At 60.0% G+C, this 20,067-nt stretch carries 13 protein-coding genes; 4 read left to right on the top strand and 9 right to left on the bottom strand.

Annotated elements, in window-relative coordinates; all coding sequences use genetic code 11:
* From KQI84_04290 to KQI84_04280, 3 genes are all read right to left on the bottom strand, one after another.
* Complete coding sequence (locus KQI84_04290; GenBank protein MCB2154080.1) at positions 1-1,824, bottom strand: HAMP domain-containing protein; 1,824 nt, start codon at positions 1,822-1,824, stop codon at positions 1-3.
* A gap of 98 nt (positions 1,825-1,922) precedes the next feature.
* The gene (locus KQI84_04285) at positions 1,923-2,375 is read right to left on the bottom strand and encodes a HEAT repeat domain-containing protein (GenBank protein ID MCB2154079.1); all 453 of its coding nucleotides are present in this window, start codon (positions 2,373-2,375) and stop codon (positions 1,923-1,925) included.
* Positions 2,369-3,151 (bottom strand): hypothetical protein, encoded by a 783-nt coding sequence (locus KQI84_04280; protein MCB2154078.1) that lies wholly within the window; start codon positions 3,149-3,151, stop codon positions 2,369-2,371. Before KQI84_04280 ends, KQI84_04285 begins: the two co-directional genes overlap by 7 nt.
* 226 nt (positions 3,152-3,377) lie before the next feature.
* On the opposite strand from KQI84_04280, the gene KQI84_04275 reads away from it, so the two are divergent.
* The 3 genes from KQI84_04275 to KQI84_04265 are packed head-to-tail and all read left to right on the top strand — an operon-like array spanning position 3,378 to position 7,753.
* Complete coding sequence (locus KQI84_04275; protein MCB2154077.1) at positions 3,378-4,979, top strand: hypothetical protein; 1,602 nt, start codon at positions 3,378-3,380, stop codon at positions 4,977-4,979.
* The gene (locus KQI84_04270) at positions 4,942-5,742 is read left to right on the top strand and encodes a hypothetical protein (GenBank protein MCB2154076.1); all 801 of its coding nucleotides are present in this window, start codon (positions 4,942-4,944) and stop codon (positions 5,740-5,742) included. The genes KQI84_04275 and KQI84_04270 overlap by 38 nt, the downstream gene beginning before the upstream one ends.
* Positions 5,723-7,753, top strand: coding sequence for a hypothetical protein (locus KQI84_04265; GenBank protein ID MCB2154075.1), 2,031 nt, complete (start codon positions 5,723-5,725; stop codon positions 7,751-7,753). Before KQI84_04270 ends, KQI84_04265 begins: the two co-directional genes overlap by 20 nt.
* On the opposite strand, the gene KQI84_04260 is transcribed toward KQI84_04265, so the two are convergent.
* Positions 7,750-8,661, bottom strand: a complete 912-nt coding sequence (locus KQI84_04260) for a tyrosine recombinase XerC (GenBank protein ID MCB2154074.1) — start codon at positions 8,659-8,661, stop codon at positions 7,750-7,752. The genes KQI84_04265 and KQI84_04260 overlap by 4 nt on opposite strands.
* Positions 8,662-8,953: 292 nt before the next feature.
* On the opposite strand from KQI84_04260, the gene lipA reads away from it, so the two are divergent.
* The gene (gene lipA / locus KQI84_04255) at positions 8,954-9,814 is read left to right on the top strand and encodes a lipoyl synthase (protein ID MCB2154073.1); all 861 of its coding nucleotides are present in this window, start codon (positions 8,954-8,956) and stop codon (positions 9,812-9,814) included.
* Positions 9,815-9,829: 15 nt separating this feature from the next.
* Here lipA and KQI84_04250 read toward each other — a convergent pair whose 3' ends face one another.
* The 5 genes from KQI84_04250 to acnA form a co-directional block, all read right to left on the bottom strand.
* Positions 9,830-11,185 (bottom strand): hypothetical protein, encoded by a 1,356-nt coding sequence (locus tag KQI84_04250; GenBank protein ID MCB2154072.1) that lies wholly within the window; start codon positions 11,183-11,185, stop codon positions 9,830-9,832.
* Between the two features lie 7 nt (positions 11,186-11,192).
* Positions 11,193-12,791 carry a hypothetical protein gene (locus KQI84_04245; GenBank protein ID MCB2154071.1) on the bottom strand — a complete coding sequence of 533 codons (1,599 nt, stop codon included), beginning with the start codon at positions 12,789-12,791 and terminating at the stop codon, positions 11,193-11,195.
* Positions 12,791-14,194 (bottom strand): 2-oxoglutarate dehydrogenase complex dihydrolipoyllysine-residue succinyltransferase, encoded by a 1,404-nt coding sequence (odhB, locus tag KQI84_04240; protein ID MCB2154070.1) that lies wholly within the window; start codon positions 14,192-14,194, stop codon positions 12,791-12,793. The genes KQI84_04245 and odhB overlap by 1 nt, the downstream gene beginning before the upstream one ends.
* A 77-nt stretch (positions 14,195-14,271) precedes the next feature.
* On the bottom strand, positions 14,272-17,097 hold the full coding sequence (locus KQI84_04235) for a 2-oxoglutarate dehydrogenase E1 component (protein ID MCB2154069.1): 2,826 nt from the start codon (positions 17,095-17,097) through the stop codon (positions 14,272-14,274).
* An 80-nt stretch (positions 17,098-17,177) separates the two neighbouring features.
* The gene (gene acnA / locus KQI84_04230; protein ID MCB2154068.1) at positions 17,178-19,877 is read right to left on the bottom strand and encodes an aconitate hydratase AcnA; all 2,700 of its coding nucleotides are present in this window, start codon (positions 19,875-19,877) and stop codon (positions 17,178-17,180) included.
* Positions 19,878-20,067 lie beyond the last annotated feature (190 nt).

Below are 20,067 nucleotides of genomic sequence, written 5' to 3'. Positions count from 1 at the left end.
CTATGATTCTTCCGTCAACGTCCGCGGATGGCGCGGCAACGTCACGATGAAGCGCGAACCTTTTCCGCGACCTTCGCTTTCCGCCCGAAGTTTGCCGCCGAGTGCATCGATCAGACCTTGGCAAACATACAGACCCAGGCCGGTCCCGTTCTGATCGCGACGGCGTGTAAAGAATGGCTCAAACAAATGGTCGAGGTCTTCAGGGGCAATACCGACGCCGTTGTCCTGAATTGAAATCTGCACATCGCCGTTCGACCATGCGCCTTCGATCTCGATCCTTCCACCATTGTCGCAGGCTTCAATCGAGTTCATCAGCAGATTCAGGATGACCTGTCGGAAGGCACTCGGGCTGGAGTGGATTTCCGCATCATCTCCCAAGCACGATTCGATTGTCACGCCCTTGGATTCGGCGAGTTTTCCGACCAGTCTGGTCACGTCTTCAATCAAATCGCACGGTTGGAAGTCTTTCAACTCGTGCTCGCGGCGACGCGAGAGATCCAACAGGCGCTCAGTGATTTCTTTGCACCTGAAGACTTCGTCATGAATCGTCTGCAGGTAGTCGAAGAACGTCTCGCGCTCCAGTTGATCGGCTTTCAGCCGTTTCAGTAGTCCTTCGGCGCAGGCGCCGATCGCCGTCAGCGGATTGTTGATCTCATGAGCCATTCCGGACGACAAGCGTCCGAGCGCAGCGAGCTTCTGCGACGATGCCAAAGCCGCTTCCACTTCGAGTTGGCGTGTCATGTCGCGGACACATTCGAGGACGACGTCGGTCTGCCCATCCACTGTTGCGATCGGGAGTTCCTGTACGTCGAGCATGCGACTTGTGCCATCGGGCGAAACCCACTGGAAGTAACCCTGAGGCGTTCGCTTTCCTTGCTGGAGTTCCTTCACCTTCGAGACTCCATCGGGAGATAGCAGCGTACGATATGTATCGTTGGCCATCACAATCTTTCCATCTGGAGTGGCAAGTCCGACCGCATCGGGCAAGAGATCCAGCATCTGGCGCAGTTGACGCCGCGACGATTCGAGTTCCTGCGTGCGCTCTTGAACCCGATGCTCCAATTGTGTTGTGAAGTAGTGAATCTCTGTGGCCATGTCCTGGAACGAAGAGATCACTTCGCCGATCTCGCCCGGGGCACGCGCTCCAGAAACGGACTCGAACTTGCCGTTGCGCACGTACCGCACCATTTTCTGCAGCCGACGGATCGGACGTAGAAGCCAAATGCCAAACCCTACCCATGCCAGGGCCAGCAGGACGAACATCCCGATCGTCCACGTGTGGGACATGTTCTCGAGGACTTCCTCGCTGCGATCTAATCGATCCAGCGATGAATCCAGCTCCTCGAGAGCCCCCTGATTGTAGTTGCCGATGGCTATCATAGAGCGCCCGTACAGGGCATTCATCTGGCGGAGAAGATCTTCCTCGGTGGTACCCGGCGCCGGTGACGTGTTGATGAACGCCTGCAGGTCGTGAAGAGTCTGGTCCAATCGTGCAAGGGAGGTGAGCTCCTGTTCCTCTCCTTCGTCGCCGGTCGGATCGTCTTCCGCGTGATCGCGGATTTCGGCGGCGCGCGCCAACGCCTCGCCCAAGTGGCTCATCGCCATTTCGCGGTCGGCTTCCAGGCCACTGCCTTCGAACTCCATGTGGATATCGCTGATTTGATCCGACAGTTCCATCAGCAGGCGGGTCTCTTCCCAATCGTCCTCAATCCGATGACGAATGGAACGAAGCTCCTCCTTCTGATTTTCCATAATCAGATAGAACGTCACCGTACCGGCGACGAAAAGGAGAGACAGAACAAAGAAACGAGTTTTCAGCGACATGGCGAGAGACCTTCCTCCACTCTCTCAAATCAATGGAAACGCCGATCCGGCCAGGGCGTAAAGGGGAACCACCGAAAACCGGAGCGCCGATTCAATTTCTACGGTGTCATGAGTTCAGAAATCCGTTCGCGCACGAGCGCGCTTCCCTCTTCTTCGAGCAACCGCTCCGCACGTGTGCTGAAGCCATCCGGATCGAGCGCCGCCAAGGCATCGACGCTGAAATACCGGACGTCCTCCGAAGGATCATCCGACAGCATGCGTTCAACAACTGCGGCGTCCTTGGCAGAACCCACCTTGCCAAGCGCAATGACGGCCTCGATGGCCTGCGCATCGGTCACATCCGTACCACCCGGATCCAATCGATCCTCGAGCATGCCGCGTAGCGGTGGCGCCAACTGGGAGTCGTCGGTTTCGCCCGCGCGGTGAATTTGCTCGGGTGTGACTTCGGCATAGCGGCGTTCGCGCAGAGAACCCAGCGAGGCGCACCCAACGGTCAGCATGACGAGCGCGATTTCCGGTGCAAGTCGAATGAATGAGGCGATGTTCACCATTTGCCTGCCTCCTCCAATCGCGTCTTGATGTCGAGTGCGAGGCGGTTGTTCTCGTTCTTCTGCAGTGCCTTTGCAACTTCCAGGCGAGCTCGCTCCGGGCGCTTCTTCTTCATCCACGCCTGGGCCAGAAGGGCGTGATACACGTCGCGATCACCATCCTTCTCGGCGCAGGTCGTAAAGGTCTCCACGGCCTTGTCGAGATCGCCCCCGTTGATCGGTGGATTATTCAGATACATCAGCCCAAGGGCGCGGTGCGCTTCCCAGTTTTCTTTGTCCAACGTCAGCGCGTATTCGATGTCCGACTTCGCGGTCGGTCCGAAACGCATGCCGGCAATCGGACCGTTGATTCGATGGACGGTGCATTCGCCGGAGAGACGATAGGCCTCGGATTTCTCCTTCGGATTCTTGGCGAGCTTCTTAGCGGCCGAGGCATGCGCTGCCCCGGCTTCCCCCCACTCCGCCTGTCGATCGCGCAGCGCCCCCACTTCGTCACTCTCGATATCGCCCATCTGGCGATCCGCGCGCACCAGGTCCGCCCGCGCCAGATAGCCTCGTGCCGCGGCGATGCGCAGATCGTAGTCCTGAGGACTCTGCTCTACCTCGTTCAGGACATCGGTCAGGGCCGCGGCAATCGCGGCGTCGTCATTTGCGAAGATCGCCTTATCCAGAACAACGATAGAGTCGCTCTTGGCGTTCTCGATGCTCTCATCCTGAGCAAACGCGCCGACCCCGAACAGCATAGCGGCCAGCGACAGGCAGAGGAGTTTGGGGGACATACGGGTTCTCCAACTCGGGGAATAGTTCCAGCCGCTGAATCGAGAGCAAGGCCGGTTCCACATTCTGCCCGCAGAATCGCCCCCCAGGGGAGGAATACGCGGCAATCTTTTCACGATCCTCGGGTAGAAACTTCCGAAGAAGCCTGCCAACAGGCGACTTCAGCCATGGCAAAGACTTTGCCTGAGCCTTTGGGGAAGTCTGTTTCGCTGGGAGCGATTGGGTCGTATGAGAATCTCGAATCTGCACATCAACCGCATTGCCGCTCTGGCTGCCCTGGCCATTGTGGCGCTTCTGGCAGGGTGCGCGTCCTCTGGCGCCCCGGGCCTGTTGCCCGAGCCACCGGCCGCCGATGGATTTCGCGAGTTGGAGCAGGATGCCCGCCACGAGTCCACCACCTGGAACATTGCCCACCAGACGATCGATGAACGCCCCTGGCTGGGAGTCGATTCGGAGACTCGTCTGCGGCTTCATCTGCTCAAGGACCAGGTGAATCACCCGGTCATCTTCCGTGAAAATGCCGTGGTCGCAATTCGGCACATGCTGGACATCGGGGCCCAGAACCTTAGGATCGACGCGGAGGGATTGGCCCCTGTTTCGGTCGACGAGGATGAGCTGTCACTGGCGGGGCAGTTGGAGTTAGAGGCTGTTTCGAGGCTGGAGACGCCGGAGGAGTGCGAGGCTTGGCTCGATGCCATGACGGATGCGACGCCGGGCTTTGACAAGCAAGACGGCCGGATCTGGCGGATGCTGTCCGCGCTGCCTGCCGTGCCCTTCGTGAATGCCTGGATTTCGCACCACGCCAAGGAGGAATGGCGCGGCGAGAACTGGCGCGACTTCCCGAAGGCCGTTTTGTACGAGCCCGACTACACGCGCGACCTGGCGACGCTGGATCATCTTGCGTCGGCGACGGACGAGGAACTTCTGGCTCTCTACGCGCCGATCATCGCGCAGGAAGTTCCCGAAGATGGACCGCCCGATTTTCGCGACGACATACCCGGACGTGTGGGGTTGATTCCCAATCGAAAGGGCGATCCCGTCGCGGAGATCGATGAATCGCGGCCATCGCTTTATGGTCACGTCACGCGTGCCTTCGTCGATGGTCGGTGGCTCAACCAGATGAATTACTCCTTTTGGTATCATGACCATCCCGAGCTAAAGCACAACGATCCGGAAGCCGGACGTTCCGAAGGGCAGTTGATCCGCATCACGCTGGATGAAGGCAATCGGCCGCTGGTTTCCGAAGCTGTCTACGCATGCGGATGCTACCACCGCCTGTATCCGCTCGATCGCGTTGAGCAGAGCGCCGAACGCCTCTACGGCGATCCGGAGCAGGGCAAGTACACCATCGCGCGCCACATCAAAGGACGCATCGATCCAATCGTGCCGGAAACTGGTGGCGAGTTCTTTCCAGATAATCCACACCCCATTGCCTACGTGCGGAGTGGATTCCATCTGATCGCCGCTGTTCGTTTTGAGGAGTGGATTCCTGCGTACGAAACGGCCGCGGAGTATTCGCTGTTGCCCTCACAAGAACTTGAACAACTGGCGTGGGGCGGCGACACGGTTTCGCTCTACGATCGTGATGGACTCGTGCGCGGCGCAGACCGTCCCGAGGCCCTGATGCTCTATCCATCCGGTATCTTCCACGCCGGGACGCCTCGCGCTCCTGGCCTGCACCTTGTTCATTTCGATCAGTACGACTACGACGATCCCGGTCTTCTCGAGACCATGCTACGAATCCCACTGAATGGAGAGGCTTCCGATAATGTGGCGGATGTTTCCGATACTGATGGCACTCCTGCTGAGCGGATGCGCGGCGGGCTATAACGTAACGAAGTGGCAGGAAGTCATGGCGCTGCCGCGTCCCGAGCAGGATCGCGGGTTTGTCGCCAAGGAACTCGCCCGTGTCGATGTGTTGCGCGAATCCATGGATCTTCGCGCATCGCGTGAGCTTGCCCTCCATCTGGTGGCGGAAAATCCCGCAAATCCGGATGCCCTTTGGCGCGCGGCACGCGCCGAAGCCGACGGCGTCTTCCTGCACCACCCTCACGAGGAAGACCAACGCGCTCTCTCCGCTCTCAGTTCTCTCGAGTATGCAACAGAGGCCACGCGACTGGAGCCGCAGGATGCCGAAACGAACACTTGGTACGCCTGGGCGCTCGGAACGACGATTCACCTGCAGCCGATGTTCTCGCGTGCCGGCCAGGCGGACGAAACCCTGGAGGCTGCCCGGGCGGCCCTCGGAGCGGACCCCCATAACCCCACAGCTAATCTCGCGATGGCGATTTTGAACTACCGCTTGGCTACGCTGCCCTGGATTGCCAAGACGATGAGTATCGGCGAGCCGAGCAGCTCTTTGACCGATGGGGAGGCATTCGCGCGTCTGGCGTATGAAGAAGAGCCTTCCATCGAGGCAGCCATCGTGCTCGCGCAGATATTGAAGGCGCAGGAAAGAACGCGAGAGGCAATCGAGGTGCTCGATCATGCGCTCGCGGAGCCAAACCGTTTCCCGCGCGATGCGGAGAATCGGGATGAAGCCTATGCGCTTTGGAAGGAGTGGAGTGAAGTCGATGGCGACGAATCCGGATAGCCGGGAACGACTGTGGGCGGTCTTTTGGGTGGCGCTCACAGTCGTTCTCGCCTTCGGAGCCGTGCGGGCACGAATCGACAACAGCCCCGCTACGTGGACGGCGCCGCACACGCCCGCTGCGGAGTTGCATCGCCAGACACTCGACGAGTTCGGGCCGGACGAATATGTTTCTTTCGTTCGGTTCGATGTCGATCCGTTCGACTCGAGCCAATGGCAGGCCCAGCAACAACTCGCCGATGAATTGACCGCGGTACCTAGCGTGGCACGCGTCGATGCGTTGCCAACGTTGGCGCAATCCCTCGGCCCAAGTGCCGAGAAAATCCCCGATCCAAATTTGCAGGAGACGATTCTCGATTCTCGATTCGCGCGCGGCACGCTGCTGGGGCGCGATGGACGGTCTATTCGGCTGTTCGCATGGGTTTCTGCCGGCGACAGCGCGGCGCGCAGCAAGCTTCTTGCAGAGGTGCGGGATCTTGCCGACCGCAACGGCGATTGGACGATTGGTGGCCCGGTTGCCTTCAATGTCGAACTCGATCGCCTGGTTCAGGCGAACATGATTCGCATCGGAGTGTACCTTGCCGTCGCCATTGTGCTGCTGGGGTTCCTGATCTTCCGCAATTTGTGGGGGATTGTCGGTCTTGCACTCAGCGGATTGCTCCCTGGCGCTGCATGGATTGGCCTGTGCGGCTGGCTCGGGCTCTCGTTGAACGGAGCACAACTGGGTGCGCTCCCGTTTCTAGCAGTGATCGGACTGGAAACGTTTGTGCATTTGTGGAGCGAATCTGCCTCGGAGCGGACTCACTTTGCTGCTGCCGCAAGGAAACTCAGCCGCCCCTTCTTCTTCGCGATGATCACGACCGCCGTATCGCTCCTGGCTCTGGCAATGGCGGCATTTCCATTCCTCCGGACGATCGGATGGACGTTGCCGATGGCCGTCATCGTCGGATGGGGATTCTCGCGATTTGCTCTGCCGCGCGGAATGGACTGGGTGCGCTGCAGCCCTCAGTCGGAAGGACCGAAGTTGCTTCAGCGATTGAAGATCGGACGACTACCTCGAGCGCTGGGAATCGCGCTGACGCTCCTTCTACTCCTCGCCGGCGGGGGAGCGCTTCGTTTCATCCAGACCGAGGCCAACATCGCGCGCCAGTTGCCCGCCAGTTCGGAACTGGCTCAAACGCTGTCGCGAATCGATCAGGCATTCGGCGGCAGCCTTGGGCTGCTTGTACGAATTGAATCTCCCGACGGCCTGGCCGGCGACTTTGAAGCAGAAAGGCAGATTGCCAGGGAACTTACCCCTCAAGGTGCAACTGTCATTGGTCCCGCTGCCTGGCTGGATCTGCAGCAAGCGGCGCACGATGACGTCTCGCTCCTTGAACGAATGCGTCAATTGGCGGAGACGCCTCCGGAAGCAGCGAAGGCCTTCATTCACGGCGATGCGACGCTTGTGCGTGTGATCATTCCTCAATTGCCGGGCAAGCAGATCGAAAGCATTCGCGAACAGATCGAAGGCGACTCCCCTGAGCGCCGCGTCACGGGTACCGTCGCAAACCTGATGGACGTTCAGCTTCGCATTCTGCAGGAAGCAGCCCGCAGTTTCGCTCTATCATTGCTGCTCGTCGCCGTTTGCATCGCTTTCCTCCTCAGATCGTTCGCGACGGGCTTGATCGCATTGGCCGTTAATCTTGTCCCATTCGCCGCCACCGTGCTGCTTTTCGCCGTGACCGGATGGGCGGTCGACATGACGAACTCGCAGCTCTTCTCGATGCTCTTCGGATTCGTCGTGAACTCAACGGTCTTCATGCTGGCATCGCTTGCTCATCCCGAGACAGTTGCGCACCGCTCGCGGGCAATCGTGCTTGCCGGTGTCGTCGGAACGATCCTGTTCAGTGGACTGGCGCTGACGACGCTACCGTCGCTTCAGCACTTCGGAATGCTGGCCGGTGTCACCATTGCTGCAGCTTGTTTCGCGGATGTTGTCTTGCTTCCGTCGCTGGAGAAGCGACGCGCCTAATCGCCAATGCCTAACCGATCGATCGCCGACTGCAGACGCCCGGCATCGGTGTGCGTATAGATTTGCGTGCTGGCGATCGAGGCATGTCCCATCAGCGCTTGGATATCCACCAGGTCCACGTCGCGACCATGAAGCAACGTCGCGAACGTGTGCCGCAGCTTGTGAGGCGAAATGCGTTCCTTGTCGATACCCGCGCGTTCCACGTAGCGATCGACCATGTACTGCACCGATCGTCCGGACAGCCGGCGCCCTCGCGAACTGGTGAAGAGCGCACGCTCTCCATCAGCGACCTTTCGCTCGGCATCGTTCAGCCACAACTCGAGCGCTTCGCGAACCTGCCGGTTCATCGGAACTAGGCGCTCCTTGTTGCCCTTGCCGAGAATCTTGATCGTCTCGCGAGAGAAATCCACGTCCAGCGTATCGAGCCCCACCAGTTCCTGCAGACGCACGCCCGTGTAGACCATCGTGATGAGCATCGTCAGGTCGCGGCGCCCGATCCATGTCGACGTGTCCACAGCCGTCAGGAGCTTGCGGACTTCTTCCTCGATCAGGTAGATCGGCAGTTTCTTCGGCAGCTTTGGCCGGTGAACATCCTTGGCCGGGCTTGTGTCGATCAGTTCCTGCTCCAGGCAGAAATCGAAGAACACTCGCACCGACGCCACCACTCGCGACAGCGTCGTGGCCTTGTAGCCGTGGTCCTTCTGAAGAAACTCCATGTATTCCCGAATGTGATCGGGCGTGACGTCCTTCAGCCCGATCGACTCTTTTCCGTCGCCCGACAGGTACTTGTGAAAGCGCTCCAGGTCGTAACGATAGGCTTCCCGCGTGCGCGGCGAGAGATTCTTCTCCACACGCAAGAACGTGTGAAACGAATCCAAAGCATCCTCGATGGGCATGTTCCAGGCCATGGCGTTTCTCCGAGTCGTGGCTCCCTCGAAGAGACCAAGAACAGCAAGGGGAAAGGACGATGGCGTTTGGCAGTCCACGGACCGCGAGTCCCGAATCTCCCTTGCGTGGCACGGGGGATGCTTCCCAGGATGACCGTTGGCGGGGGAGACGGCCACCTCTGCCTGCCACGCAAAACATTGAAGGGACATTGGTTACGTGCCAGTTATCATTGACGAACGGCCTTCGTTCGAGCCCGGCGATTCCTCGCGAGGGGCCGACGGCTATCATCCCGGAAGCCTGACGCCTCAGCAGTTGGCGGAAACCGGACGGCGCCTGCCGCCCTGGATTCGAGGCCGGATTGCGGCCGGTGCAGGCTATTCCAAGATCCGCAGTCTCGTCGATGACAAGCACCTGAACACTGTCTGCGAAGAGGCCCAGTGCCCGAATCTGGGCGAGTGCTGGACGCGCGGCACTGCAACGTTCATGATTCTCGGCGACACATGCACGCGTGCGTGCGGCTTCTGCGCCGTCAAGACAGGTCGCCCGACAGAACTCGATCTGGACGAGCCGCGTCGCGTGGCCGAATCGATCCGCGCGATGAAGCTTCGCCACGCGGTGATCACATCCGTGAATCGCGACGAGCTTACCGATGGGGGCGCGGCCGTCTTTGCCGACACGATTCGGCAGATTCGCGCAAAGGCTCCCGACTGCCGGATCGAGGTTCTGATCCCCGACTTCCTTGGCGAACGCGAATCACTCGACCTTGTCTTTGAAGAACGTCCGGAGATTCTGAACCACAACATCGAGACGGTGCCGTCGTTGTATACGCGCGTGCGCCCCCAAGCCGTTTACGCGCGGTCGCTGCAGGTTCTCGCGATGGCGAAGGAAGCCGGCTTGAAGACCAAGACCGGGCTGATGCTGGGCCTGGGCGAGACCCTCGACGACGTGCGCGATGTGATGCGCGACCTCGTTGCGATCGATTGCGATATTCTGACCTTGGGCCAGTACCTGCAGCCCACGAAGAAGCACCTGCCGATCACGCGCTTCGTTCACCCGGACGAATTCCGGCAATTGAAGGAAGAGGGCGAATCGATGGGCCTTGGCCACGTCGAGAGCGGCCCGATGGTTCGATCCTCTTACCACGCGGAAGAGCAGAGCGAGGAGTTCGTCTGACTCGAGGCGGCCCCTTTACCGCGGCATTGTGCGTCTGTACGAACCATCCGGTGAAACGAGCGGTTCGTAACCCGGGTGTGACTTGATCAAGCGCTTATAGAGGGCATTCGCCTGATCCTGCTCGTTGGCAGAGGACAGCGCTTTCATCGCCAACAACTGAACGGTCAGAATCTCCGGCCGCACCGTCGCCATGGGAGTCGTGATGCTGGCTCGGATCGGCGGCGCGAGACCCACCTTGCCGAGACGCGTGGCCGAATCGATTTCCAGCAGAATCGGCGCGGCTGGGAAGCGTGCCAGCAAGTAGTCCAGGTCCGGTGTGAAGTCCTTCACCCTGTTCAAGCGCGCGTTCGTGGCAAGTCGCTGAACATGAAGCGCCGGCACGTCCGGCCAAAGCTCAATCGCCTTGTTGATTCCCTTCAATGCTTCCTCGCCATCCATGTAGCGGGCCCGCAGAGCCAGGGCCGGCGGATAATCGGGATACTGCTCCAGCGCACCGTCTGCCAGTTCCTGCATCTTATCGATGATGGCCTGGTTCGAGTACGGAATGTCGCCATCGGGATAAACGGCCACGGGCGGTTCGCCGACCTTCGACACACGGTACCGTCCTTGGCCGGGCAACGCTTCCAGGCGATCGATCAGCCCGGTGGCGCCGACATCCTTCATCGTGATCTCCTGATCCTTCTCCAGCAGTTCGCTTGCCGTGGCCAACTCGATCGCGGCATTCAATTCACCCAGGAGAGACTGGATCCGCATCGTCTGGCGAATCTCGGCGCTGTCTGTATAGCGCAGCGCGAACATGCGCGTCTCGATTTCGCGATGCAGCAGCTCTGGCGCCTTCTCGTCGTTGTAGATGATCTGCCATGACTTTCGGACCGACAGAGGGGCCGTTGCAACGCGCTCCTCGTACAGTTCCATTCCGAGCAACTGCCGCAACGCCCCCACGACGAGGCTGTGCGAGCCTCCCGTCGTGCAGTCGAATCGATTCTCGTCTTCGTTCCATGTGTACGTTCCACCCTGCGGGCACTGCGGAGCTTCCTCGATGCGCTCTGCCGCTTTGAGGGCTTCCACCGTCGGTGGATCTTCGTGCAGCATTCCCCAGGTCGCAGCCGCCTTTGTCAGCATAGCGAGATTCTCGCGGCACTGTGCCGGCAGGTCATCTCCAGCCGGTGGCTCGTCCAGGTACAGACCCTCGACGCCGTAAGCCTGCTCGTAGATCAGAATCCAGTCCGAGTCGATTCGCTCCGGCAGTTCGACCTCCGTGGCCGATGTGTCTTCGTCCGTTGGGCGGACGGGCTCGATAGCCGACACCGTGTGGAGCGGCAGCACGCAAAGTGCAAGAAGCAGAATCAGGAATGCACGAGTTCTCATCATTTGACGATCACCGAATGGGTTGAGGTGCCGGGCCGGCCGAACCATCCAGAGACTTGCTCGGCAGCTCCAGGCGTTCAAAGGGCAAGTGCTTTGGCGGAGTCCAGAATACCGCGGCAGCAAACAGCCCGATCACAATCAAGAGGCCGCCAAGAAACAAGCCACGATTTCCGCGGGCTATCCAGACTTCCGGGTGCTTCAAGATCTCGCCGTTGTAGAAAACCTGCAGATACACGAATTGCGGGATTTCCAAGTCTGTGGCGAATGTGGTTTCTGCCAGGACCTCGTCGTCATTGCCTTGGGGTATCTGCGGATCGATTAAAGAGAGGGGCGCAGACAGCAGGATCGAGATCGTCCCGATCACAAGAATAGTCCACCACAGGCCCTTTGCGCGATCGCGGCGGCACCACTCGGCCAGTCCGAGCGGCGTGACGGCCAACATGGGCAGCAGCAGTCGCGACCCCATGCTCCAGCCACTCCACCACATATAATATCCCGCATTGAACAGCAGATAGCTGACAAGGCACCACAGTCCCAGCCATCCGATGATCCGTCGCCGGCCAGACGAACGCGTTTGCATGATCGACCCACCGGCAGCCAGCAATAGAATCGGGGACCAGAAGAAGAGTCCTCGGAACGGGTGCAAGGTGATAAACCAGAGTGGCGCCAGCCTCGGTGTCGTCACGCCCATCAGGCCCGCCTGCATGCCTTCGCGAAACCGATCGCTGACTTCGTAAGCGTACGGGATCGTCGGCGAGCCGAAAATACTGATCGAGTAGAGCACGAACACCGCGAGCGGAAGAATGCCTCCGATGATTCCAGCGGCAAGGATCTTCAATGCGGTGTTCTTCGGCGAACTCATGCCGCGCATGTCTGCAAAGGCCCGCACGCCGAAGAGAGCCGCTTGATCCAGCAGTCGGATCAGGAACACCACTCCGATTCCCACGATCAGCAAACCAAACGTCAGATCGCACAGCATCGCAAAGCCACAAAGGAGTCCGATCGCGAAGCTGTTTCGTACTGTCAGTCGACGCGCACGCGGAAAAAGAATCATCCAAAGCGCGGCCATCGCCGATGCGATTCCGGGCAGGTAGGGGTAGAAGACGGTCGAGTATCCGAACAGCATCGTTCCGAAGAACGCCGCCGCGACAGCGAACAGAGCCCGACGCGGGGCAGCTCCCAGTCGCACCATCAACAGCCACATCAGTGCGGCGACAATTGCGCCGGGAATCGAGACAGCCAGCAGGCGCAGCGCGTAGTTCGCTTGCTGGAATGTCGGACTCCAGCCGACCATTCGCAGCGCCGCGTAAGGTGGCACGGCCAGAAGCGAAAGCCCGATGATTTTGTCGCAGTAGTAGTGGCCTTCGTAGAATGCCTTGTCGCCCGTCGCGTAGGGCTCCAGTTCGTGATAGTCGTCGATGGCGAAGGTCTGTTGGTCGACGATCGCAAACACTAGATTCAACCGTGTGTTGACGTTCCAACCGGTCTTCGGATGATGAACGATCGCACACGCTACCAGCGCCGCCAGGCCGATAAGCAGGGCAGTGCGCCACTGCCAGTTCTGAAGCAGGCCAGGGCGCGAGGCAGGTGACGAATCGTTCGTTGTCATCAGACGTCGAGCAGCAGGCGCTCGGGATTCTCAATGCACTCCTTGATACGAACCAGGAAGCTGACCGCTTCGCGTCCGTCGACGATCCGGTGATCGTAACTCAGGGCCAGGTACATCATCGGCCGGATCACGACTTCCCCGTTGCGCGCTACGGGGCGCTCCTCGATTCGGTGCATCCCCAGAATGGCGCTCTGTGGCGGATTCAGAATCGGCGTCGACAGTAGTGAGCCAAAGACGCCGCCGTTTGTGATCGAGAACGTCCCGCCCTGCAACTCATCCAACTCGATCTTGCCGGCGCGAGCACGCGTTGCGAAATCGACGATCTGCGACTCGATGTCCGCGAATGATCTCTCGTTGGCATCGCGCAACACTGGAACGACCAGGCCTCGCGGTGTCGACACGGCGACTCCAACATGGTAACGGTTGTGCAGTACAATGTCCGTCTCATCGATCTCCGCATTGACGCGCGGGAAGTCCTGCAGCGCCTTCACAGTGGCGCGCACGAAGAACGACATGAATCCGAGCCCCACGCCGTGGCGGTCCTTGAATTGCTCCTTATATTCGCGGCGCAGGTTCATCACGGCGCTCATGTCCACATCGTTGAACGTGGTCAGCATCGCTGCGTTGTGCTGCGCGGAAACGAGGCGCTCGGCAATCCGGCGACGCAGCATGCTCATGCGCTCGCGGGTTACATCGCCGTCGCCTTCGGCTTTCTTTGGAGCAGGCTTCTCGGACGGGGTTGGCTTCGGTGTCTCAAGCTCATGCGGCGATTTCGCAACCGGCGGCATCGGGGGCAGGCGCGGAACGTCCTCTTCCTCAACTTGCGGTGCTGCAGGTTCAGGAGCGGACTCTTCGGCCTTCTCTTCGCCGATGCGGCCTGTGCGTTCCATGGCGAGGAGCACGTCCTCGCGTGTTACGCGACCGCCCGGTCCAGTGCCGGGGATCTCCGCGACGTCCACGCCATACTGCTCGGCCATTTTGCGCGCGACGCTGGATGCCTGACGATGCGAGGCGCCTTCTTTCGCGGGCGCCTCTGCCTTCTTTTCGACCGGTTGCTCGACCTTCTGAGGCGCGGGTGCCTTCGGCTCAGCCTTTGGCTCTTCCTTCTTAGGCGCTTCTTTCGGAGCCGGCTTCTTCTCTTCTTTTTTTGCCCGTGCTTCGCCGGTGGCTTCCGTATCGATCGTGGCGACGACCTGGCCGACCTTGACCTCATCGTCCGCCGCCGCCTTGTGCGCGACTACGCCGGATTCCGGAGCGGGCACCTCGGTCGATGCCTTGTCTGTCTCCAATTCGAAGAGCGGCTGGCCCTTCTCGATGCGCTCGCCGTCGCCCACAAGCCACACGGCGAGAATGCCTTCGCTGATCGATTCGCCTACGGAAGGAACTTCAACTTCGTGAATCATAGTTTGCCTACTCTCGCTATTGTGTCGGACCCGCGCATTGCGGGTCCGCTCTCAAGTTCGATGCGTGTTCGTTCGTCTTACTTCGCGCTTGTTGCCAGCGCCTTCTTTGACATTTGCATCGCCGTGCGGACGATTTCATCCTGTTCCTGGCGATGGCGGTGCAGAGAACCCGTCGCCGGGCTGGCCGCGGAAGAACGGCCGACATAGCGCAGTCGAATGTCGAAGTGCTCCTGCATGCGCTGCGACATGAACGTCCAGCCTCCACGGTTCTTCGGCTCTTCCTGGCACCAGACGAATTCGACCTTCTTGCGATAGCGATCCATCATCGCTGCCAGTCCATTCTCGGCGAATGGATAGAACTGCTCCACGCGAACGATCGCGACATCATCAATGTTTTCCTGCTCCCGATATTCGAGAAGATCATAGTAGACCTTTCCGGAACACATCACGATGCGCTGCACCTTCTTCGGATCGCGATCATCGTCGAGCACTTCACGGAAGTGCCCCTCGGCCATATCATCGATGCGCGAGGTTGCCCGCGGATGGCGCAGCAGGCTCTTCGGGGCCATGATGATCAATGGCTTGCGAAAATTCCGGCGCATTTGCCGACGCAACGCATGGAAGTACTGCGCGGGCGTCGAGATATTGCAGACCTGGATGTTGTCCTGCGCGCACATCTGCAGGAAGCGCTCAAGCCACGCGCTGGAGTGCTCCGGTCCCTGGCCTTCGTATCCGTGCGGCAGTAGCATCGTAAGGCCACTGAAGCGTCCCCACTTCGATTCGCTCGAAACGATGAACTGATCGATGATCGTCTGCCCACCGTTTGCGAAGTCGCCGAACTGCGCTTCCCAGAGGATCATCATGTCCGGGTTCCCGAGCGAATACCCATAGTCGAAGCCCAGCACGGCGGCTTCCGACAGCGGGCTATCATAAACGCAGAAACGTCCCTGTTCCGCCGCGATATTATTCAGCGGGATGTACATCTCGCCGCTGCTTGAATCCCACACGGCCGCATGGCGTTGGCTGAAGGTCCCGCGTCGGCTGTCCTGGCCGGAGAGGCGCAGCGGCGTGCCTTCGATCAAGAGCGATCCAAACGCGAGCGACTCTGCCGTCGCCCAATCGAGTGGCTCGTTGTTGCGTACGGCTTCGACGCGTTTTCCGAACAGGCGGCGGATCTTACGATTCGGCTCGAAACCATCCGGGAAGCGATCCCAGATCTCGGCGACTTCCACCAATCGCTCTCTGGGCACACCCGTCTCCACGGCATCATGCGTGTAGATCGGTTGCATGTCCTTCCATTCATCACGAAGGGACTGCTGGGCGAAGACGACCTGCTGGTTTTTCGCACGGCCCTGCGCGTCGGACAGGTACTTGTCCAACTCCTGGGACATCTCATCGAGCATCTCGCGCGTGGCAACGCCATCAGCGATCAGCTTTTCCATGTAGATTTCCTGGGTCGTCTGATGGCTGTTGATCATCTCGTACAACTTCGGCTGCGTGAAGCTCGGTTCATCGCCTTCGTTGTGTCCGAGACGGCGATAGCAGTACAGATCGATCACGACGTCCTTCTGGAACTTCTGGCGGAACTCGACGGCGATTTCCGCGATGTGGATCACGGCTTCCGGATCGTCCGCATTCACATGGAAGATCGGCGCCTGAATGCTCTTCGCCACGTCCGTGCAGTACGCCATCGAGCGCGCGTCTTCCGGCAACGTCGTGAAGCCAATCTGGTTGTTCACGATAATGTGAATCGATCCTCCGGTGCGATAGCCGACAAGCTGCGAGAGATTCAGCGTTTCCGCCACGATGCCCTGGCCGGGGAAGGCCGCATCGCCGTGGATTAACAGCGGCATCACCTTGGTGCGCTCGAAATCGCCGAGGATTCGCTGCTTCGCGCGTGCCCGTCCTTCGACAACCGGATAGACCGCCTCGAGGTGGCTTGGGTTCGCGGTCAGGCTCAGGTGGACCTTTTGCCCCTGGTACGTGTACCAGTCGAGCGAGTAGCCCTTGTGGTACTTCACATCGCCGTCGCCCATGACCATGCCGGGCGTGTAGTTGTCTTCGAATTCCGTGAAAATCTCTTCGTACGACTTCTGCAGGATGTTCGTCAGCACATTCAGTCGCCCGCGATGGGCCATGCCGAGAACGATCTCCTGAAGACCTTCGTAAGGCGCTTTCTCGACGATCGCATCGAGCAACGGAATCAGCGTCTCGCCGCCTTCGAGCGAAAAACGCTTCTGTCCGACGTAGTTTGTGTGCAGGAAGCGCTCGAATGCCGTCGCCTTGCGCAGCAGCCGCGCAATCCGCAGCTTTTTGCCAACCGGAAGCTGCGGATGGTTCTGATCCTTCTCCATCCGGCGCTGCAGCCAGCGGCGTTCCGGCGTGTTCTGAATGTGCATGTACTCCGCGCCGATGCTGCGACAGTACGTTTCGCGCAGCGCCGCCAGGATCTCGCGCAGCGTCATCCGCGGCGGACCCCATAGCAGCTTGTCGGCATGGAACTGCATGTCGAGATGCGACTCGTCCAACCCGAACGCCGCCAGTTCCAGCAGTGCGTGGGACTCGCGGTTACGCCCCAGCGGATCGAGTTGCGCGATCAAGTGCCCGACATCGCGGTAGTGATAAATCAAAGAGTCAACCTGCGCCTGTAGCCACTCGAACTGCGTCAGTTCCTCGTGCGTATGCAGGCGTTCGACAGCCGATTCTTCGATTTCATCTGCAGATGCGCCGGATTCTTGCGGCGCCTCAACAGCAAAGCTCTGCCCCAGTTCGAATCCCTGGAAAAACGCCCGCCACTCTTCCGTGACGGACTGCGGATCCTGGCGCCACTGATTGTACAGTGCTTCCATGTATTCCGGATTCCAGGAGTTAATGGCCTCACCTTGGCCGGGTTCCGAACTCATACCCAAGTGTTCCTTCCTGTTTGGAAAACAGGCGGATCGCGACGCACGCGACCCGCCCGCTTGACTTTCCTGTATTCAGATCAGGACTTCGCCAACTGCCGAATCACGTACTGCAGGATTCCACCATGGCGATAGTACTCGACTTCGTTTGGCGTATCGATACGAACGAGAGCCTGGAACGCCTTGGTCTGTCCGTCCGCGCCGATTGCCTTCACATCGACTTTCATGCCAGGCTTCAATCCTGCGGCGATGCCGGCGATCGTGAATTGCTCCTCGCCCGTCAGGCCGAGTTTCTCGATGCCTTCGCCTTCCAGGAACTGAAGCGGAAGCACGCCCATGCCGATCAGGTTACTGCGGTGAATGCGCTCGTAGCTTTGCGCCAGCACCGCCCGTACGCCAAGGAGCGTCGTGCCCTTTGCCGCCCAGTCGCGCGACGAGCCGGAGCCGTACTCCTTGCCCGCCAAAATCACGAGCGGCGTGCCTTCTTTCTGATACTTCATCGCGGCGTCGTAGATCGACATTTGCTCGCCGTCGGGCAGATGACGTGTCACGCCGCCTTCCGATCCCGGCAGCAGAAGATTCCGCAGGCGGATATTCGCGAACGTGCCGCGCATCATCACCTCGTGATTACCGCGTCGCGAACCGTAGGAGTTGAAGTCCTTCGGCTCGACGCCCTGCGCCATCAGGTAGCGAGCCGCAGGGCTGTCCTTTGCAATCGCGCCGGCAGGGGAGATGTGGTCCGTCGTGACCGAATCGCCGAGCATAGCCAGCACGCGAGCGCCTTCGATGTTCTGCACGGCTTCGGGCTCCATCTTCATGCCGACAAAGAAAGGCGGCTTCTGGATGTATGTGGAATCGCCCTGCCACTCGTAGAGGTTGCCCTCCGGCGCGGGCATCGAGCGCCACTTTTCGTCGCCTTCGAACACGCGGCTGTATTCGCTGCGGTACATCTCGGAATCGACGGCCTCGGCCAGGACTGTCTGGACCTCCTCTTGAGTCGGCCAGATGTCTTTCAGATAGACATCCTTGCCATCCTTGTCGGTGCCGATCGGCTCCGTATCCAGGCTTGTGTCCATCGTGCCGGCGATCGCGTAAGCGACGACCAGCGGCGGCGACGCGAGGTAGTTCGCGCGAACATCCTGGCTGATGCGGCCTTCGAAGTTACGGTTGCCGGAAAGAACGGAAGTCGCGACGAGCTTCTCATCGGCGATCGCCTGCGAGATTTCCGGCGCCAGCGGACCGCTGTTGCCGATGCAAGTCGTACAGCCGTACCCGACCAGGTTGAATCCGAGCGCATCAAGGTACTTGTCGAGACCGGCCTTCCTCAGGTAATCCGTCACGACCATCGAGCCCGGCGCGAGGCTTGTCTTCACCCACGGCTTGCGCGTCAGGCCCTTCTCGTGGGCCTTCTTCGCAACGAGCCCGGCAGCCAGCATCACGGCGGGGTTCGATGTGTTCGTGCAACTCGTGATCGCCGCAATCACCACGTCGCCGTGCGTCAGATCGAAGGAAGAGCCATTCTGTCCGACCTTCGCCTGTGCGGAACGACGATTCGCATCGGGCACCATCTGCTCGAGCGTCGACTTCCATGCCTTCTGCGCGCTGCTGACTTCGATCTTATCCTGCGGGCGCTTCGGGCCGGCGATCGTCGGAACGACCGAGCCGAGGTCCAGCTTCACGACCTGGGTGAAACGTGGTGCTGGGCTGTCGTCCGTGCGGAACATGCCCTGCGCCTTGCAGTAGGCCTCGACCATTCGCACGTGCTTCTCATCGCGGCCGGTGAAGCGAAGATACTCGAGGGTCTTTTCATCGATCGGGAAGATGGAGACCGTGCAGCCGAACTCCGGGGACATGTTGGAGATCGTCGTGCGATCCGTCACTGCCAGGCGCGAAAGGCCTTCGCCGAAGAACTCGACGAACTTGCCGACCACGCCGGTTTTGCGCAGCAAGTCAGTGATCGTCAGCACAAGGTCCGTGGCGGTGGCGCCGGCGGGCAGTTTCCCCGTCAGTTCCACGCCGACAACCTGCGGGATCAGCATCGAGATCGGCTGGCCGAGCATTGCGGCCTCTGCTTCGATTCCGCCAACGCCCCAGCCGACAACACCCAGGCCATTGACCATCGGCGTGTGCGAGTCCGTTCCAACCAGCGTGTCCGGCAGTGCGAATGTGGAGCCGTCGATCTCTCGCTCCAGAATGGAGCCGGCAAGATACTCGATGTTTACCTGGTGACAGATGCCCGTGCCGGGCGGGACGACGCGGAAGTTGCGAAACGCCTTCTGGCCCCAGCGCAGGAACGCGTAGCGCTCGCCGTTGCGTTCGTACTCCTTCTCCATGTTCTGCTGATAGGCTGTCGGCTCGGCCGAATGATCGACCTGAACTGAGTGATCGATCACGAGATCGGCGGGCTGGATCGGATTGATCTTCGCGGGATCGCCGCTCAGGTCGCCAAGGGCATCGCGCATGGCGGCGAGATCGACGACGGCGGGAACGCCAGTGAAGTCCTGAAGCAACACGCGGGCGACGCTGAAGGCGATTTCCTGGTCAGGGGTCGCTTTCGGATCCCAGTTGGCCAGGGCCTTGATTTCGTCAGAGGAGACCCGGACGCCATCCTCTGTACGAAGCAAATTCTCCAACAGAACCTTCAGCGAGAACGGCAGCGTTTCGACGTTGCCGACTCCCGCCTCTGCCAGTTTGGGCAGGGAAAAATACTCGATGGAACGTCCGTCCACATCGAAACTCGAACGTGTGGAAAAGGAATCTTTCATCATAGTTTCGGTCATCTTTTCTCTCGGAATGGGGAGGGATGTCCGGTCAGTGGCTCTCCTCCGGCAAATGCGCGGCACAGCGTAAGGTATATGTGAAGCGAAACACAAGCCCCAAGCCCTCAGTCGATCCGGCCATCGACTTTGTCCATCAGTGCGCTGCAGCTTCCCGGAATTCCTCTCGCCTCGGGCCATCAACTCCCGTAGA

It is taken from the genome of bacterium, assembly GCA_020444065.1.
In the GTDB taxonomy this organism is placed as follows: Bacteria; Sumerlaeota; Sumerlaeia; order SLMS01; family JAHLLQ01; genus JAHLLQ01.
Note: the sequence above shows the minus strand (reverse complement) of the source record. Positions and strands in the feature narration are given on the sequence as shown.

Bases quoted from the DNA above. Each gene is read 5' to 3' on its own strand.
- KQI84_04275 (MCB2154077.1), top strand. From the start codon at position 3,378: ATGAGAATCTCGAATCTGCACATCAACCGCATTGCCGCTCTGGCTGCC.
- KQI84_04290 (MCB2154080.1), bottom strand. From the start codon at position 1,824: ATGTCGCTGAAAACTCGTTTCTTTGTTCTGTCTCTCCTTTTCGTCGCC.
- KQI84_04265 (MCB2154075.1), top strand. From the start codon at position 5,723: ATGGCGACGAATCCGGATAGCCGGGAACGACTGTGGGCGGTCTTTTGG.
- KQI84_04235 (MCB2154069.1), bottom strand. From the start codon at position 17,097: ATGAGTTCGGAACCCGGCCAAGGTGAGGCCATTAACTCCTGGAATCCG.
- KQI84_04260 (MCB2154074.1), bottom strand. From the start codon at position 8,661: ATGGCCTGGAACATGCCCATCGAGGATGCTTTGGATTCGTTTCACACG.
- KQI84_04245 (MCB2154071.1), bottom strand. From the start codon at position 12,791: ATGACAACGAACGATTCGTCACCTGCCTCGCGCCCTGGCCTGCTTCAG.
- odhB (MCB2154070.1), bottom strand. From the start codon at position 14,194: ATGATTCACGAAGTTGAAGTTCCTTCCGTAGGCGAATCGATCAGCGAA.
- KQI84_04285 (MCB2154079.1), bottom strand. From the start codon at position 2,375: ATGGTGAACATCGCCTCATTCATTCGACTTGCACCGGAAATCGCGCTC.
- KQI84_04250 (MCB2154072.1), bottom strand. From the start codon at position 11,185: ATGATGAGAACTCGTGCATTCCTGATTCTGCTTCTTGCACTTTGCGTG.
- KQI84_04270 (MCB2154076.1), top strand. From the start codon at position 4,942: ATGGCACTCCTGCTGAGCGGATGCGCGGCGGGCTATAACGTAACGAAG.
- acnA (MCB2154068.1), bottom strand. From the start codon at position 19,877: ATGACCGAAACTATGATGAAAGATTCCTTTTCCACACGTTCGAGTTTC.
- KQI84_04280 (MCB2154078.1), bottom strand. From the start codon at position 3,151: ATGTCCCCCAAACTCCTCTGCCTGTCGCTGGCCGCTATGCTGTTCGGG.